Annotated in this window: 16 protein-coding genes; 8 read left to right on the forward strand and 8 right to left on the reverse strand. The window is 44.6% G+C overall.

Annotation, left to right across the window (positions count from 1 at the left end):
* The first annotated feature begins 46 nt into the window (after window positions 1-46).
* The 3 genes from prlC (at window position 47) to FE810_RS07070 (ending at window position 3,715) form a co-directional block, all read left to right on the forward strand.
* Complete coding sequence (prlC, locus tag FE810_RS07060) at window positions 47-2,116, forward strand: oligopeptidase A (protein ID WP_138319343.1); 2,070 nt, start codon at window positions 47-49, stop codon at window positions 2,114-2,116.
* A gap of 33 nt (window positions 2,117-2,149) precedes the next feature.
* A complete protein-coding gene (locus FE810_RS07065; RefSeq protein WP_138319344.1) occupies window positions 2,150-2,863 on the forward strand; it encodes a DNA-3-methyladenine glycosylase I in 714 nt (237 codons plus the stop codon).
* 90 nt (window positions 2,864-2,953) lie between these two features.
* Entirely contained in the window at window positions 2,954-3,715 is a 762-nt protein-coding gene (locus tag FE810_RS07070; protein WP_138319508.1) for a class I SAM-dependent methyltransferase, read from the forward strand.
* 54 nt (window positions 3,716-3,769) lie between these two features.
* Here FE810_RS07070 and FE810_RS07075 read toward each other — a convergent pair whose 3' ends face one another.
* Both FE810_RS07075 and FE810_RS07080 read right to left on the reverse strand, forming a co-directional pair.
* A complete protein-coding gene (locus FE810_RS07075) occupies window positions 3,770-5,191 on the reverse strand; it encodes an amidohydrolase family protein (RefSeq protein ID WP_138319345.1) in 1,422 nt (473 codons plus the stop codon).
* A gap of 120 nt (window positions 5,192-5,311) precedes the next feature.
* Window positions 5,312-6,451, reverse strand: a complete 1,140-nt coding sequence (locus tag FE810_RS07080; protein ID WP_370738925.1) for an AraC family transcriptional regulator — start codon at window positions 6,449-6,451, stop codon at window positions 5,312-5,314.
* A gap of 214 nt (window positions 6,452-6,665) precedes the next feature.
* Between FE810_RS07080 and FE810_RS07085 the strand changes: the two genes are divergently transcribed.
* A complete protein-coding gene (locus FE810_RS07085) occupies window positions 6,666-8,132 on the forward strand; it encodes a metal-dependent hydrolase family protein (RefSeq protein ID WP_138319347.1) in 1,467 nt (488 codons plus the stop codon).
* A complete protein-coding gene (locus FE810_RS07090) occupies window positions 8,119-9,312 on the forward strand; it encodes a carbohydrate porin (RefSeq protein WP_246036961.1) in 1,194 nt (397 codons plus the stop codon). Before FE810_RS07085 ends, FE810_RS07090 begins: the two co-directional genes overlap by 14 nt.
* Window positions 9,313-9,343: 31 nt before the next feature.
* Here the strand turns inward: FE810_RS07090 and FE810_RS07095 are convergent, their stop codons facing one another.
* The gene (locus tag FE810_RS07095) at window positions 9,344-9,841 is read right to left on the reverse strand and encodes an NYN domain-containing protein (protein WP_212744483.1); all 498 of its coding nucleotides are present in this window, start codon (window positions 9,839-9,841) and stop codon (window positions 9,344-9,346) included.
* A 292-nt stretch (window positions 9,842-10,133) separates the two neighbouring features.
* Between FE810_RS07095 and FE810_RS07100 the strand changes: the two genes are divergently transcribed.
* The 3 genes from FE810_RS07100 to FE810_RS07110 all read left to right on the forward strand — a co-directional run bounded on the left by FE810_RS07100 (window position 10,134) and on the right by FE810_RS07110 (window position 12,725).
* On the forward strand, window positions 10,134-10,607 hold the full coding sequence (locus tag FE810_RS07100) for a peroxiredoxin (protein WP_138319348.1): 474 nt from the start codon (window positions 10,134-10,136) through the stop codon (window positions 10,605-10,607).
* A 274-nt stretch (window positions 10,608-10,881) separates the two neighbouring features.
* Window positions 10,882-11,409 (forward strand): non-heme ferritin, encoded by a 528-nt coding sequence (gene ftnA / locus FE810_RS07105; protein WP_138319349.1) that lies wholly within the window; start codon window positions 10,882-10,884, stop codon window positions 11,407-11,409.
* 128 nt (window positions 11,410-11,537) lie between these two features.
* Entirely contained in the window at window positions 11,538-12,725 is a 1,188-nt protein-coding gene (locus FE810_RS07110; RefSeq protein WP_138319511.1) for a BaiN/RdsA family NAD(P)/FAD-dependent oxidoreductase, read from the forward strand.
* A 41-nt stretch (window positions 12,726-12,766) separates the two neighbouring features.
* On the opposite strand, the gene FE810_RS07115 is transcribed toward FE810_RS07110, so the two are convergent.
* From FE810_RS07115 to FE810_RS07135, 5 genes are all read right to left on the reverse strand, one after another.
* Window positions 12,767-13,489 carry an NYN domain-containing protein gene (locus tag FE810_RS07115; RefSeq protein ID WP_138319350.1) on the reverse strand — a complete coding sequence of 241 codons (723 nt, stop codon included), beginning with the start codon at window positions 13,487-13,489 and terminating at the stop codon, window positions 12,767-12,769.
* 80 nt (window positions 13,490-13,569) lie between these two features.
* Complete coding sequence (locus FE810_RS07120; protein WP_138319351.1) at window positions 13,570-14,205, reverse strand: DsbA family oxidoreductase; 636 nt, start codon at window positions 14,203-14,205, stop codon at window positions 13,570-13,572.
* Window positions 14,205-14,747 carry a redoxin domain-containing protein gene (locus FE810_RS07125; RefSeq protein WP_138319352.1) on the reverse strand — a complete coding sequence of 181 codons (543 nt, stop codon included), beginning with the start codon at window positions 14,745-14,747 and terminating at the stop codon, window positions 14,205-14,207. The genes FE810_RS07120 and FE810_RS07125 overlap by 1 nt, the downstream gene beginning before the upstream one ends.
* Window positions 14,748-14,988: 241 nt before the next feature.
* Complete coding sequence (locus FE810_RS17200) at window positions 14,989-15,894, reverse strand: hypothetical protein (protein ID WP_246036962.1); 906 nt, start codon at window positions 15,892-15,894, stop codon at window positions 14,989-14,991.
* Between the two features lie 3 nt (window positions 15,895-15,897).
* On the reverse strand, window positions 15,898-16,293 hold the full coding sequence (locus tag FE810_RS07135; RefSeq protein ID WP_138319353.1) for a DoxX-like family protein: 396 nt from the start codon (window positions 16,291-16,293) through the stop codon (window positions 15,898-15,900).
* Window positions 16,294-16,305 lie beyond the last annotated feature (12 nt).

Genomic DNA, 16,305 nt, shown 5'->3' on the forward strand with positions numbered 1-16,305 from the left:
TTAATTAGCTACTACCTGTCTAATTCCAGAATCAACAAGAGCGACTATGACTACGGAAAATACCGAATCTTTATCAGCAAATCCTCTATTGGCGAATCACGATTTACCCGCCTTTTCACTTATTAAGCCGGAACACATAAAACCCGCGGTCGAAAAAGCAATCGTGGATTCAAAGCAGGCGATTGATGCGGTGGTGGCTACCCGCGGCCCATATACCTGGCAAACCCTGGTGGCTGATATTGAAGCGGTTGATGATGTTCTGGAAAAAATCTGGTCCGGAGTCTCTCATTTAAATTCGGTTGCCAGCACGGATGAAATTCGCGAAGCCCATGATGCTTGTTTATCTATGTTGTCAGAATATGGTACTTGGGTTGGCCAACACCTTGGTTTGTATCAGGCCTATGAAGCATTCGCCAAAAGTGATGAATTCAATCACCTCAATGTTGCACAGCAAAAAGTGATAAACAATGCATTAAGAGATTTTAAACTCTCAGGTATTGGATTACCGGCAGAGCAACAGCAACGCTACGGTGAAATCCAGACACGCTTATCAGAATTATCTTCGCAGTTTAGCAATCATTTATTGGATGCCACTCAGGCATTTTCGGTAAATGTTACCGAGGAAAGTGAGTTATCCGGTCTGCCAGAAAACGCCAAGGCGGGTGCCGCTGAATTAGCGAAAGCTCAAGAAAAATCCGGGTGGATTTTTACATTAGACATTCCAAGTTACTTACCAGTTATGATGTACGCGGATAATCCGGCTCTGCGCGAACAGTTATATCGCGCTTATGTCACCCGAGCCTCAGAATTGGGTCCAAATGGTGGGGAATTCGATAATTCAAAAATTATGGCTCAAACCCTGGAGCTACGTCATGAAGTGGCTCAGCTATTGGGTTTTGAGAACTACGCGCAAAAATCGTTAGCAACGAAAATGGCGGAATCTAACGAGCAGGTTGTTTCATTTCTGGAAGATTTAGCGACTCGCTCGAAGGCGCAAGGGAGTGATGATCTGGCGCAGCTTAAAGCGTTTGCTAAAGAGCAGTTTGGTAAAGAACAATTGCAACCTTGGGATCTTGCTTATTATTCAGAAAAACTGAAACAGCAAAAGTATGCGATTTCCGATGAAGATCTCCGTCCATACTTTCCAGAAGATAAAGTCGTCAGTGGCTTGTTTGAAGTGGTGAATCGCCTGTATGGGTTAACCATTACTCCACGGGAAAATGTCGATGTCTGGCATAAAGATATCAGCTTTTATGACGTATTCGATAAAGATGGCGGTTTGCGTGGTAGTTTCTATCTGGATTTATATGCACGCGAGAAAAAACGCGGTGGTGCCTGGATGGCAGATTGTGTAGGGCGACGTGAATTAAGCGACGGTTCAATACAACTTCCCGTGGCGTTTCTTACCTGTAACTTCACCAAGCCAGTCGGCGATAATCCGGCTCTGTTTACCCATGATGAAGTCGTTACACTTTTCCATGAGTTCGGTCATGGCCTGCATCATATGCTGACTCAAATTAATGCTGCAGGTGTTGCGGGTATTAATGGTGTGCCTTGGGATGCGGTCGAACTGCCAAGCCAGTTTTTGGAAAACTGGTGTTGGGAACCGCAAGCGTTAGCCTTCTTGTCTTCACATCATCAAACGGGTGAATCGTTACCTCAGGAAATGCTCGACAAAATGCTGGCGGCGAAGAACTTTCAATCCGCCATGCAAATGTTAAGGCAGCTGGAATTCAGCCTGTTTGATTTTAAAATCCATGCCCAATATGACCCAGCCAAGGGCGACCAAATACAATCGATATTGAATCAGGTTCGCAAACAGTATGCGGTTGTGGAAGCGCCGGAATTCAATCGCTTTCAACATAGCTTTGGTCACATATTTGCTGGCGGCTATGCGGCAGGTTATTACTCATATAAATGGGCGGAAGTGTTATCCAGTGATGCCTATTCCCGATTCGAAGAAGATGGCGTCTTTAATCGCGAAACCGGGCTGGAATTCTTAACGTGTGTACTCGAGAAGGGCGGTAGCGCCGAACCGATGGAGTTATTCAAAGCGTTCCGTGGTCGTGAACCACAGGTCGATGCCCTGCTGCGCCATTCGGGAATTGGTGCTTAACGCTGATCTGAAATTCACCAAACCGGAACCGATATGGAAAAATTAAGCAGTATCTATCAACGGGCGGAAGATCGTAAGGGAGGAGAAGGGAACTTATCACTTCTCCTTACGCCGTATCATACCGAGGCCGCAAATAATCAGGAGTTGGCCCAGCTTGGCGACGATAGGTTTTTAGCCCATTTCACCAAGAAGGTATTTCAGTCGGGCTTTGTCTGGCGTGTGGTTGAACAAAAATGGCCTGACTTTGAAGAGCACTTTTTTCAGTTCGATATTTTTAAAATCATGATGATGAGTGAAGAGATGCTGGAAAAAAAAGCCCAGGACCCGAAAATCATCCGCAATTTTAAAAAGGTGCAGACCATTAAGGCCAATGCGCAAATGATTTACGATGTGCAGGTTGAGGACAACGGCTACGAGAGTTTCGCTGAGTTTATTTCGGCGTGGCCAGAAGACGATATTATTGGCTTGTGGGCATACCTGAAAAAACATGGCCAGCGCCTTGGTGGGAATACCGGGCCATACGCGCTGCGCGCCTTAGGTAAGGACACATTTTTGCTCAGCCGTGATGTCGAGAGTTATTTTCGTGAGCATAAATTGATTGATGGTGGCCTAACCACAAAATCCAGCCTGAATACGATTCAGCGTTGCTTTAATGAGTGGCAACAGGAGTCAGGTTACAGCTTGCAAACGCTAAGCCGACTCATTTCCTACAGCTGCGGTGATAATTCAATTCAAGTTGGCTTATAATCTGACTTTAGCCTGTTAAGCAATGGATCCCTTTTGACGACGATTGATAACCCTAAGTGTTTGGTCTTTGCCGAGACGTTTAGCAATATTATGCAAGCCGAGCAGGTTAGCGAAACCTGGGCATTGCCCTATGGTGGTGAACTTAGAGACATTCGTAAAGTAAAGTCGCCGTTTTATCTGTTAGCGACCGACAATCAGCTTGAATTACACAAAACTGACGAGCCAAAACTGGGCGGTATTGTCGTTGATTTTGTCAGTGGTGCGGTCGGGCATCGACGCAAGTTTGGCGGCGGCCGAGGGCAGGATATTGCCAAGGCAATTGGCCTTAAACATGGTTTTTCTCCAAACGTTTTGGATGCAACCGCTGGTTTAGGAAGGGATGCGTTTTTGTTGGCCGGACTTGGCTGTAAGGTGACCATGATTGAGCGACAAACACCGGTTGCAGCATTACTCAATGATGGGCTTGAGCGCGCCAAACAAGATTCGGAAATTGGCCCTTGGGTGCAAGATAGGATGCAGATGATTCATGCATCTTCCCTTGAGGCGATGAATATTGAAAAACTGCCGCAAGCGTTACGAGAAATCGATGTTGTTTATCTCGACCCTATGTACCCGCACCGAGAGAAATCCGCACAAGTGAAAAAAGAAATGCGGGTGTTTCAGTCTTTGGTAGGCGAAGATCCGGATGCCGATGATTTATTAGAAAAAGCGCGGGCAATTGCACAATATCGGGTTGTGGTGAAACGACCCAATTATGCCGAGCCACTTGCGGGCGTTGCGCCATCCACCACGATTAAAATGAAGAAGAATCGTTTTGATGTCTATGTGAAAAAGGGCATCCCTAAGGTTTAATGCATCATTGCGGACGCCCTTTGACGAGTTGAATCAGGGATTATCGGAGTCAGGTTATTTGAGCTCTTGTTTATAGATAACACCATCTTTCATAATCAAATCTAATTTATCCTCATCGAGAATCAGTTTGATGTCCTCTAGGGGGTTACCGTCCCATAATAAAATATCTGCAAAGGCATTTTCTTTAATCGTGCCAATTTCATAAGTCGGGTATGGATCGAGTGGTCCTGACCATTTCAGCACAATACCGGCGTTACCGGTCCAGTGTTTTAACGCTTCTGCTGGCGTATACCCGGCATCAACATTACAGGTAATGTCTTCTTTGATCATACCCTTGTAAGGGGAGCTAAACATGTCTGCTCCGCCGATGGTAAATACTTCATGTTTTTTCATCATCTCGGCAACTTTTCGGGCGCCTTCACCAACCGCGACACCTTTGAGTTTTTGTTCATGGGTGAAAAAATCCGGCATTGATTCGTAGCTGCCAAACGTATTGACACTCATAAAACACTGGAAGCTCCAAACGATTTCATCGCCATCATCGATCATATCGGCCATTCGCTCGACAGTCTCTTCACTGACCAAAAAACCATGCTCAAAAGAGCGAACTCCGGCATCTAATGCGCGGTTGTATGAGTCGTCATGATAGGCGTGCACTGCGACATACGTGCCGTAATCACTGGAAATTTCAACCGCAGCTTCTAACTCTTCTTTAGTTGCCCCAAGAATTTCCAATGGATCAAAAATACTGGCCACGCCGCCGCCGGCCATAATTTTGATAAAATCCGCTCCGCCACGAAAGTTTCGTCTTGCAGCGCGGATAACATCTTCACGGCCATCAACAATATATGACTGTTGAATGAGTGCTCCATAATCATTCGGTTCAGCATCGTTTTTGGCGCCCCAGTCACCATGACCACCTGTGTGGGAAAGAACACCACCTGAAGTGTATAGGCGAGGGCCCATAAGAGCACCTATTTGAATTGCATTGGCAATGCCACGCGAGTTGCCGGCGATATCGCGCGCCGATGTAATGCCTTTTAATAAGTAATCATCACGTAGAGATTGCGCTGCCATTGCCCCTGCCGCGCCAAAATCCCATTCGTAAGTAAAGGTATTCGTCCCCTCTGGTGCCATAAATGTGACGTGAGAATGCATATCGATTAGTCCTGGCGTCAGGGTGCGTCCCTCACCATCGATGACTTTGGCACCTTTTGACTCTTCTTCATCAATATCATCGTCAACCTTGATGATATGGTTCCCTTGTATCAACACACTTTTTCCTTTGATTAACGTTGGGCTGAAGCCATCAAAAATGTTGACGTTGGTAATTAAGATAAGCGGTTCAGGCTCTTCTTCTGAGCTTGTGGAATCGCTTGGTGGTGTTGCTGAGTAGGCTAAGTTAGATGCTAAAAAAATCGATGTGAATGCCATCGATATGAGTAAAAAGGCTTTTTTCAGAGGAAATAAGGCCATATACGTTACTCCTAACGGTTACTGAACATTACCTAGAAAGTTTATAAACGATAGAAAAAATGTCCAATAATCGCGATGGAGCGCGGTCGTGAAGTGGTCAATTTATGCCGGTAATGTCGGTTAGAGCGGGTTGTGACTCATTATCGATTGGGTTACCTGCGTGATTGTGGGTAATTGTTGTTGAGGGTTTTTTTGGAATTGCTTGGGTGTTATTCCGCACAGCTGCTTGAACGTTCGAATAAAATGGGTGCTGTGCTGGTAACCAAGCCGGCGGGCGATGTCTTGTACAGACTGTCCTTGCATCAGTAATTTTACAGCGAGTTCCTGACGCAGTTGCTGGATCAACAAGGTCAGCGTTAAATTTTGACTCTTTAGTGCACGTTGTAAATTTCTCGGACTGATGTGGCCCATAATCGCAACGCTATTGAGACTTGGCATTTGCTGACCAAAATAGGGTAATAAAATATCGATTAAATTGGCAAGTTCAGGGTAGGATTTTCGGCAAATTGGCGCATCGAGGGTGGAGGAAACCGATAAACGGGTGTTGCTTGGCTCAGAAGCATCAGCCGAGGGGGACGTTTCCGGCAAGCGAATATCGGTACTAGCAGAGTCCTGAATGGCGCTAATAGTCACGAGCTTGCGGCGACGTTGACAATTTAAATATTGATTTGAAAATTCAATCGTTGTGTGAGGATTGCCGAAAGAAATCAGCTCTTTATTTAAATTGAACTTATGAAATTGTCCAACGGAATCTTGGTTGTCCATTAGGCTTTGCAATTGTCTATCCCAATCCTTTGGTTCAGGACTTCTCAAGCGAATAATTGATGGCGTAAAACTTGCGGGGACATATTGGTGAATGATATCGAGTATAACCATCACCAGATAGCTTTCTACGTGATAATACCCTGGGTAATCCCGGACAACGCCACCGATATGGCAAAATTCAACTTTGTCGTGTCGGGTTAGCATAAAAAAATCGGCATGTGAGGCGCCAGTGTAGGTGAGCCTGGGAATGAGCTTTAAACATTGTTTCAGCGTTTGTTCTTGCAGGGCTCTTGAAGCCAAACCCCGAAGCCCGGTATAGCCGCTCTTCAACCCCGTTTGCCAACCGAGATCTGGGCAGGATTCTGATGTCGCCACATGATCTAAAAACCGATATACGAGATGCGTCGAAATTTTCATGTCGCCCTTGAAAAGGAGACGGTCGGGGAGCTCACATTGATGTATGTAATGACTCACATCAATGCCAAACAAATGCATGTTTCCGGTAAAGGCCCATAACTGCTCAGCGCTGGTTGTCGCGAATTTAAGCACACGGCACCAAGTTAAGTGAATGAATTAGATACTAAAATTTTGGCATAAGCTGGTCGCTTTTCAAATTTTATCTCCAATTAATGTCAACTTTTACTAATCTTAATGGGTTGGCAATATCTGTTTCGATGCCAAAACGTCCGTTTCTGTGGTGTTAATACTTATGATAAAAAGATTTTTCCATTATTTTAATTGGGTATCAAAACAGGCGCATTGCTTAGCAAAACATCTGATTGGCTCTGTCGTTTTGATCGGTTGTTTCTGTTCATTTCCTGGGTTTGGTCAACAAGCCGAGTTTCCTGATACCGCGATCCTGATCGAAAACGTTAATATATTCGATGGCAAAAAAGATGCCATTAAAGCCAATTACCATGTGTTAATTGTTAATCAGTTAATCAAAAAAATCTCCGATAAAAAAATTCCCTATCAAGGCGATGCGTTAAAGATAAATGGCCAGGGCTTTACCTTAATGCCGGGTCTTATTGAATCCCACGGCCACCTCGCGATTGTCGATAGTTTGCCCAACCTCAAACATCATTATGATTGGGTTGATATCGGTGTCCGTCAGGCGGCGATGGCGAAGTCTTGGCTGTTAGATGGATTTACAACCATTCGAGATGTTGGGGGGCCAACAATGGGTCTCAAGCGCAGTATCGATGCCGGTATCGTTCCTGGTCCGCGTATTTATCCATCGGGGGCATTTATTTCACAAACATCCGGGCATGGTGATATGCGTGAACGCAGCGACAGACACCCGTATCTTGATGGCGCAATTGATGAAACCATGCAGCGGTTGGGGTATTACTATATCGCCGATGGTGTCCCCCAGGTGCTTGCTGCCACCCGCAACAATCTTCGCAATGGAGCCACGCAAATAAAAATTATGGCAGGTGGTGGCAATGGTAGTGAATTTGATCCCATCGATAGTTTACAGTTTCGCCCCGAAGAAATTAAAGCGATTGTGAATGCGGCAAAAGACTGGGACACCTATGTTACGGCGCATGTATTTTACCCGGATCAGATTAATCGGTTTATTGATGCGGGTGGCATGAGCATTGAACATGCCCCGGCCATTGACGAATTGACAATGAAAAAGGTCGTCAATAAAGGCGTGTTTGTGGCGATGCAAATGAACGGCTTGTCGAAAGAATTACGGGACAGTCCATTTAACCCTCCTTATGCCAAAGCAGGCATTATCGAAATTCAAAACGATTCGAAAAATTTCGTAAAACTGGTTAAAAAATACCGGCCGAAAATGGTCTTCGCTACCGACGCCCTAGGAGACATTGATACTCAGATGAAGCAACGGCGGTTCGAACTGTATGAGCGGGCGCGGATTTTCGGAAACTTCGAAACGCTAAAAAGTGCCACCTCGGTAGGTGGTGAATTAATGCAACTTACCAATCGACGTAATCCTTATAAACTTGGAAAACTCGGTGTTGTCGAGGAGGGGGCTTATGCGGATTTATTGATTGTGGCCGGTAATCCATTGGCCGATATATCCTTACTTGGCGCAAATAAACAGTGGCATGATGCGCAGCCACCCGAGTCGATTGATACCATCAAAGTGATTATTAAAGACGGGCAAATTATTAAGAGTCGGTTGAGGAATGGTCATGCAAACGACTAAGTGGCATCGCGGCTTATTAATCAGCAGTAGTGTGGTGTTAATGCTGCAAACGCCTTCTGTTCAGGCAGCAAAAGGCGTTAAATTTGGAAGTACCGATGCCGTCGATAATCGCATTACCCAGGATAAAAAAAATCGTAGTCTTCCTCTAAAAGAGCGATTATCGCAAGATGGGATCAATCTTGCGCTCGATTATTCCATGATCACTTTAGGAACCAGTGACAATTTACCTGGCACCGATGATAACGCTGCCGGCGGTATGTTTCGGTTCTATGGGAGTTGGGATCTGGCTGGTGATGATTCAAGCAATACCGGGAGCTTTGTCTGGAAAGTGGAATATAGACACAGTTACAGTGATTTAGAACCGAGGTTTTTAGAGTTTAATGTTGGCGGCCTGGGGCTGCAAGCGCCCCCATTTTCCGATCAAAAAGGCCGCGTTACCAATTTATATTGGAAGCAAAAATTAAATAACGGTAGATCGACGATTGTTGCGGGTTTTCTCGATGCTACCGACTACCTTGACGTGTATGCGGTCGCCAGCCCTTGGACGGGGTTCGTAAATTTTGCCTTCAGTACCGGTAATAGCACCATAGCGCTACCTGGTGATGCTGCACTCGGAGTTGCCGGTGCGACCATGCTTAGCGATAGCTTGTTTGTCATTGCCGGCATCACCGATATGGAATCCGATCCAACAAATCCCTTCTCGGATCTGCTCAGTGAAAGTCATTACTTTAAGAGTATTGAATTCGGATGGACTTCCTCTCAGGAGCAGATTTTTCTGGATAATGTTCATGTGACTTTTTGGGATGCCGACGAAAGCATTTTTATGAATCAGGCCGAGGATTCTGGGGTTAATATTTCTGCTTCGAAAATGATTGGCGCCTGGTTACCATTTGTTCGTGCCAGCTGGGCTGAAAATGGCAGCACTTTAGGCATTGATAAATCATTAAGTACGGGCTTTGCGTATTATGGCCTTGGCGGCGAAGGCAATACGCTTGGGGCGGCCTTGAACTGGGCGGATACCGCAACCGAAGATCAATATACCCTTGAAGTGTTTTATCTGCTGAAACTATTTGGCTCGGTTGAATTGTCACCGGATATTCAGGTTATTAAAAACCCTGCGAACAACCCTGATGAAAATCTGGCAATGATTTATGGTTTAAGGGCGCGGGTGTTCTGGTGATCTTTGGTCTGGGTGCAACTAAGATTAGTGATTAACCAGGCATTAGCAAGGTGTCATTAATCGCGGTAAATCGGTCGCAGCTTTGCAATAAAGCATTGGCGGTTAGCGTTTCTACGCCAATGACTTCCACCTGACACTGGTATTTTGTTTGTAGCTTCTGCACCAGTAAATCGAAGTCGCCGTCGCCGCTAAGAAGAACAATACTGTCACAATCTTCTCCGTAATCTAAAGCGTCAAGCGTGATGCCAACATCCCAGTCGCCCTTCGCCGAGCCGTCACGGCGTTGAATATAAGGTTTGAGTTTTACGTCAAAGCCGATGGCCTGCAATATTCGTTGAAACTGCCGTTGTTTTTCATCCCCAGCATCGATAGCGTAGGCACTGGCATGGATGATATCTCCTTGTGCAGAAATTAAGGCCCACAATGCATTGTAATTAAAATTACGTTTAAAGGCCTGTTGGCAGGTGTAATAGATATTCTGCACGTCCACTAGCACCGCAATGCGTTTTTCGGATGTCATGTCTTTCATGGATTTTCCTCTGCCTACCCATTCGATGGCGATTTTGATGCTTGCTTTCTAAAAGGAGTCTAACACAGAGCCAATGAGTGATTGCGAATAACGATTTAAAGTGGAAGGCTGGATTTTCCCTTAAGATCACCACAGAAATTGATTCGCCTCCCCTCATTACTTTCTCTATACTCTTATACCAATCACACTAAGTTTGTACACAACTCAGAGCAATAATTTAATGTGATTGGTATTAGCTGTTTTAACATTTTCTTAATAATTTTTAGCGCAACAATAAACGTATGAGGTCTTTATGATCAAGGTCAATGACAAAATCCCTGCAGGAGAATTGCAGCAACTCACCAGTGATGGCATGAACAACCTGTCGACAGATTATCTATTTGCAGACAAAAAGGTGGTGATTTTTGCCGTACCTGGTGCTTTTACCCCGACCTGCTCCGAAGCTCATTTGCCCGGCTATGTGGTCAATTTTGATAAATTTAAAGCTAAAGGTGTCGACCGGGTGATTTGCGTTTCAGTGAATGATGCATTTGTTATGAGTGCCTGGGGGAAAAGTCAGAATGCAGAGAATATCCTGATGCTTGGCGATGGCGATGCAACCTTTACCAAGTCTCTGGGGCTGGATATGGATACCGCTAGTTTTGGCGGCGTGCGCTCTCAACGTTATGCCATGGTTGTGGATCATAGTGTAGTAACCCATATCAATGTTGAGCAACCGGGTAAGTTTGAGGTCAGTGACGCTGACACTATGCTTGCGTTGTTGTAAGTCTTGATGATAAACCCAGAATTTATTCTGGGTTTATCATTATTTAATTTGTGACTTTATTCTAAGTTAGCCAAAGCAATTCCGTTTTAAATTCCAATGCGTTAAGATCTCACTATCTCAAGGGTAGGGCGACTTATTCCCAATCTTATAAAGCTATGAACAATTCGGATGGCATTTTTGTGGCCAATTAAAATTTTCTGGAATTGATCAACTACTTATAAGAGCTGGTATGATACTTCCCTGTTGTCATTAATGAAAAAGAGCAGAGAAAGCTATGTTAAAAGCGCAAATGGTTGAGCAGTTAAATGCTCAAATCAATCTAGAATTTTATTCTTCTAACTTGTACCTGCAAATGAGCGCATGGTGTGAAGACAAAGGTTTCGAAGGCGCTGCGGCGTTTATGCGCAAGCATGCTATCGAAGAAATGCAGCACATGAATCGTCTGTTCAACTACGTCAGTGAAACCGGTGCATTGCCTATCCTTGGTACCATCGACGCGCCACCACACGAGTTTGAATCGTTAGTGGAAGTGTTCAAAGCGACGTTTGAACATGAATGTCTTGTGACTCAGAAAATTAACGAGCTTGCACACTTTGCGTTTACCAATCAGGACTATTCAACATTTAACTTCCTGCAATGGTATGTGGCCGAGCAGCACGAAGAAGAAACTTTATTTAAATCAATCATCGATAAAATCCAACTAGTTGGTGATGATGGCCATGCCTTGTTCTTCGTTGATAAAGATTTAGCGGAACTTGCCAAAAATGGCCCTACTTCAGTGACGCCACCTGCTGAAGGCTAAGTTATTGAGGGTAAGCATTTTAAGCTAAGCTTAACTGGGGCTTACCCGAATCTGTTGTTGAAAAAGCCCTGCTTGCAGGGCTTTATTTGTTCTCTGACGATATTATTTTTTCTGAGGTTGATTTGACCATTCAAAAGGTTGATGTTTTGGTGATCGGCGCTGGCGCCGCTGGCCTTATGTGCGCTCTCAATGCTGGCTATCGTGGTCGCAGCGTTACCGTAGTTGATATGGGCAAAAAGCCTGGCCGCAAAATCATTATCTCGGGTGGCGGGCGGTGTAATTTCACCAATCAAAATGCCAGCCCGGAAAACTTCCTCTGTCACAATCCTCATTTTGTAAAATCGGCGCTGAGTCGCTATACCCAATACGATTTCATCGAAATGGTTGAACGTCATGGTATTGAGTACCACCATAAAACTCTCGGGCAATTGTTTTGCGATGATTCTGCCCACGATATTGTCGATATGCTGAAAACGGAATGTGATTGGGCTGGTGTAACCATCAAAATGCAATCGGAAGTACTGAAAGTCGAAGCATTGGATGGCGGTGGCTATCAGGTAACAACTTCAGGTGATGACTATCAATGTGAGTCTTTAGTGATTGCCTCTGGCGGGTTGACGATGCCCAAGCTGGGCGCAAGCCCGATTGGTTATAAAATTGCAGAGCAATTTGGCCTTAAGGTTTTACCAACCTGTGCCGCTCTAGTGCCATTTACCTTGCATGAACAGGATAAAACCCGATTTGACGGTTTGTCCGGGATTAGTGTGGATTGTGAAGTAAGCAGTGAATCCGGACAGATGTTTCGGGAAAATATTTTATTTACCCATCGAGGGCTATCGGGTCCGGCGATTTTGCAAATCTCTTCTTATTGGCAGGCAGGACAGTGGGTCAGTATTAATTTGTTGCCAGAAATGTCGTTACAGGAAACGCTGCGTGCGATCCGGGAAAAGCACCCCCAACGCAGTTTAAAAAATGCCTTGATACAACTCTTGCCTAAGCGTTTGATTGAAAAGCTCGATGCTGCAGGCGAGATCCCACAGAAAAACCTCAACCAATTGACCCACCAGGAATACCAGGATATTCATAACCATTTCCATCAATGGCAAATCAAACCTAATGGCACCGAAGGATATCGCACTGCCGAGGTAACGTTAGGCGGCGTAGATAGCGACGACCTGTCGTCGAAAACCCTGGAAGCGAAAAAAGCACCAGGGCTTTATTTTATTGGCGAGGTTACCGAAGTTACCGGCTGGTTAGGGGGCTATAACTTCCAGTGGGCGTGGGCCAGCGGCTGGGCCGCCGGGCAGGTGGTTTAACTCGCAAAACAAAATCAACGATCAATTAGTTCCATCAATGTTTATGCATGCCCATTTTGTTTTGCCCGTTTCTTATCTCTGATCCAGAACACTGAGCCTTTAGTCTTTTTCATTTCGAAGAGATCGATGGCTGCAAAAAGGTCACTGAGTTTTTTGTATCCATAGTTTCGTTGGTCAAACGAGGCATGATTAGCGATATGGGTGCCAATTGGCCCAAGCATAGCCCAGCCGTCATCTTCTTCTACAGCTTCAATAGCCTGGCGGAGTAAATTTATTAACTTAGTATCACTTTTTATGTTTTTCGTGGGTGTTGTGATAACTTTTTCGGTATTTTCAGGTTCATCTAAGAATAAAAACTTGGAACAGGCATTAACAAATGCATCTGGTGTTTTTCGTTCGCCAAACCCTATTACTAATTTTCCATCAGCCTGAGCTCGAGTTGCCAGAGGGGTAAAATCACAATCAGAAGATACCAAGCAAATAATATCAACGTCTTTAGTGTAAAGCACATCCATGGCATCTATTACTAGTGCGATATCCGTAGCGTTTTTGCCTTTGGTTAAATCAAATTGCTGAATGGGTTGAATACTGTGCTCATGCAAGACGTCTTCCCAAGGTTTTATATTTGAGCTTTTCCAGTTGCCATATGCTTTACGAATATTGACAACACCATAAGATGCCAATTCGGAGAGGATAACCTCGATTTTGGCTGCTGGGGCATTATCTGCATCAATGAATAGAGCGATTTTTTGTTTATCTTTCATTTCAAACAATCCTTGTTTTCAAGACATAGAATATGATTGAAATACTCTATCTGAATATCTTAAATAATAAAACTGAAGATCTAGTTAGCCAGTAGATCTAAAATTAGTTGTTTGAATGTATCAACTTCATGAGCACCTGACAGGGCTTTTTTATTATTGAAAATAAATAAAGGCACGCTGTGAATACCTTGTTGATGCCACTGCTGTTCAATCGCTCTGATATCTGCTGTGAAACGGTTGGTGTTGAGAACGGCTTTCGCTTCGTCTGCATCTAAGCCAACCGCTTTAACAACTTCAAGCAAAGGGCGTTGGGAAAAGTCACCTCGATTGGAGAAAAAATGCTCGAATAAGGCTTCTGATAACGGGTTTTGTAATCCAGAATCCTTCGCCCAATGTAACAACTGATGGCAGTTAAGCGTGTTAAGCATTTTCATCTCATCAAAATAGTTGAAATTGAATCCTACGTCTTTGCCGTGCTCCGTTAACATCGCTCTGGCTTTAATACTTTCTTCAAGCGTTGCGCCATATTTTTTCGCTACATGCTCGCGCAGGTTTTCACCTTCCTCTGGCATATCTGGGTTTAATTCGAACGGGTGCCAGGTAACGGAAAAGTTTACCGCAGGTTGAAGTTCAGCAATGGCTCGCTTCAACCTACCGTAACCAATCACGCACCAGGGACATACCACATCGGAAACAATATCGATTTGTAGAGTCATTATTCGTGCATACCTCGAATCGGGTAGTTGTTGTCTGGATTGCGGATCCAGGTAAGTCCATTAACCAGAGCCTGAAGTTCAGGACGCACGAATGGATTGTTGGAAATATCGATGACCTGAATTGTACCTTGTTCATTGACAACATACAGCGCAGGTTCTGCAAACGGATGATCGGTTTCCTGCTCTGATCGCGGATCAGAGATAAAAGTACCCAAGGTTTTCATCTGCTCGATAGTCAAGCCAAATCCGAGCGGAAAGTCCACGTCTAACCGTGACATATGTTCGCGAAGTTGTGCTTCGCTATCACCGGAAACGGCAATGATATCGACACCGGTTTTCGCCAAATCTTCTTTGAAGGTCTGCAGTTGATTAAGATATTTGGTACATAACGGACAGTGCCTGCCGCGATACACCACGACGAGTTGCCAATCATGACCGTTTTCAGGTTGTCCAAGGGCTTTGGTTTCACCGCCACGAACCGAGACGGAAATGGTTGGAAAGGTGCTACCTGGGTGTAACTTTTGGGTATATGCTGATGCCATAGCCTTTGCCTCAAAAATCTTCTTAATCGGAATTTGATATGGTTGCAGCTCAATTTCCACATCGGAATAATTCATCACATCGTATGCGGTGAATGAGAAAAACACCAATATCATAAAAGATAGAATAGCCGATTTACGTGGTTCCGAATCATAAATCCAAAGCCGAAAGCTATTTAACTTAGGAATACGATAGGTTCGATCTTAAGGCTCTAAATCCTGTATTTAATCGGTTTGTTGATATTCAAAGATTGGTATCGAATAACACCTTAAGCCAGCGAATATCTTCCGGGCCTAGGCCTGCCTGTTTATGCAAAGAGGGTTTTTCATAAACTTCTTGATAAACATGGCAAATAGCGGTTTGTGTGAGCTCGCGCCAACGTTCGCCTTTAAGATCTTTTATCTGACTATTGATTAAATCCGCCTCTAACAAAGGGTCATATTCCCCTTCATCAGTGCGAATTGCTCGAGCCAATTGCGCGAGAATTGGATTGATGATCTTCAAAGTGTTGGCGTCTGAAAATTCTTGATCGAGATTATCCTGAGCTTCTTTAATTTTTTGCTTCAATTGATATTCATTGAGCTTTTCTCCGGTGGCTCTCAGCCCATATTTATTCAGCAATGTACCTATGCCAGGTAACAGCGCTTTAGCCGCAATGCCGGCGCCAATCAGTGGATTGAATATCGCTGCGAGGCCGCCTACGAGCAACATACCGTAGGTGAGTTTTTTATCTAATGCGTCAATGTCATCGGCCAGTGCTTCCAGGCTATTGGGCTCATTAGCATTTCGGGCGCTGACTATCGCTTCGGCCGATTGTGCCATGTAGGTTTTTAACATGACCTCAGCGTGCTCATCGGGAAAGTGAAATACCCGGCGCTTTGGCAGGTTATTTATTTCCGGCACGCCATTAGGTAAACAGCGCATCGTGTGCAATGCAAATTGATATTCGGAAGGCTTAAAAGGAACTACGAAATAATGTTTTTCATCAAATTGCTGATCGCCGTAATTGGCAGATTTTTCCGCGGAAACAAATACTGGCAGGCCATTTACTTTTTCTTGAACCAAAGAGAGCCCGGCGGCGATTTCATCGGTCGCTTTATCGGCGGCAGCTTTTAAAACCGAAAGTCCTTTTTGCAAATAATTGCGCATGGTTTAGCCTTTTTCCCCTGATTTAATTGCAGATGAGTAAACGAACATAATCAATACCAGCATGGGTAAGTTTTTGGTGACCGGGCCAAATGGATGCAACCAAAACTCTGGGGCGATAACACTCAGAAGCAGGGTGTAAGAAACGATTATGATCACCTGAATCGTACAGCAAAGTCTGATGGCATAGCGAGACAAAAGCCAGATACCAAGAGCAATATCTATGATAGCGCCACTATAAATGGCCAGGTCAGCTAAGGTTTCAGAAAAGCCGGCTTGTTGCAATAATTGATGGCCAATTTCAGGGGCGAAAAATATTGATGTCAGGCCGGTGAATATCCAGACAATGGCTAGAGAATAAATGGCAAGTGTTGTTAATGTTTGTTGATTATTTTTAGTCATCGCCTGATTCAT

The sequence above is a fragment of the Thalassotalea litorea genome (assembly GCF_005843925.1).
Taxonomy (GTDB): Bacteria; Pseudomonadota; Gammaproteobacteria; order Enterobacterales; family Alteromonadaceae; genus Thalassotalea_A; species Thalassotalea_A litorea_A.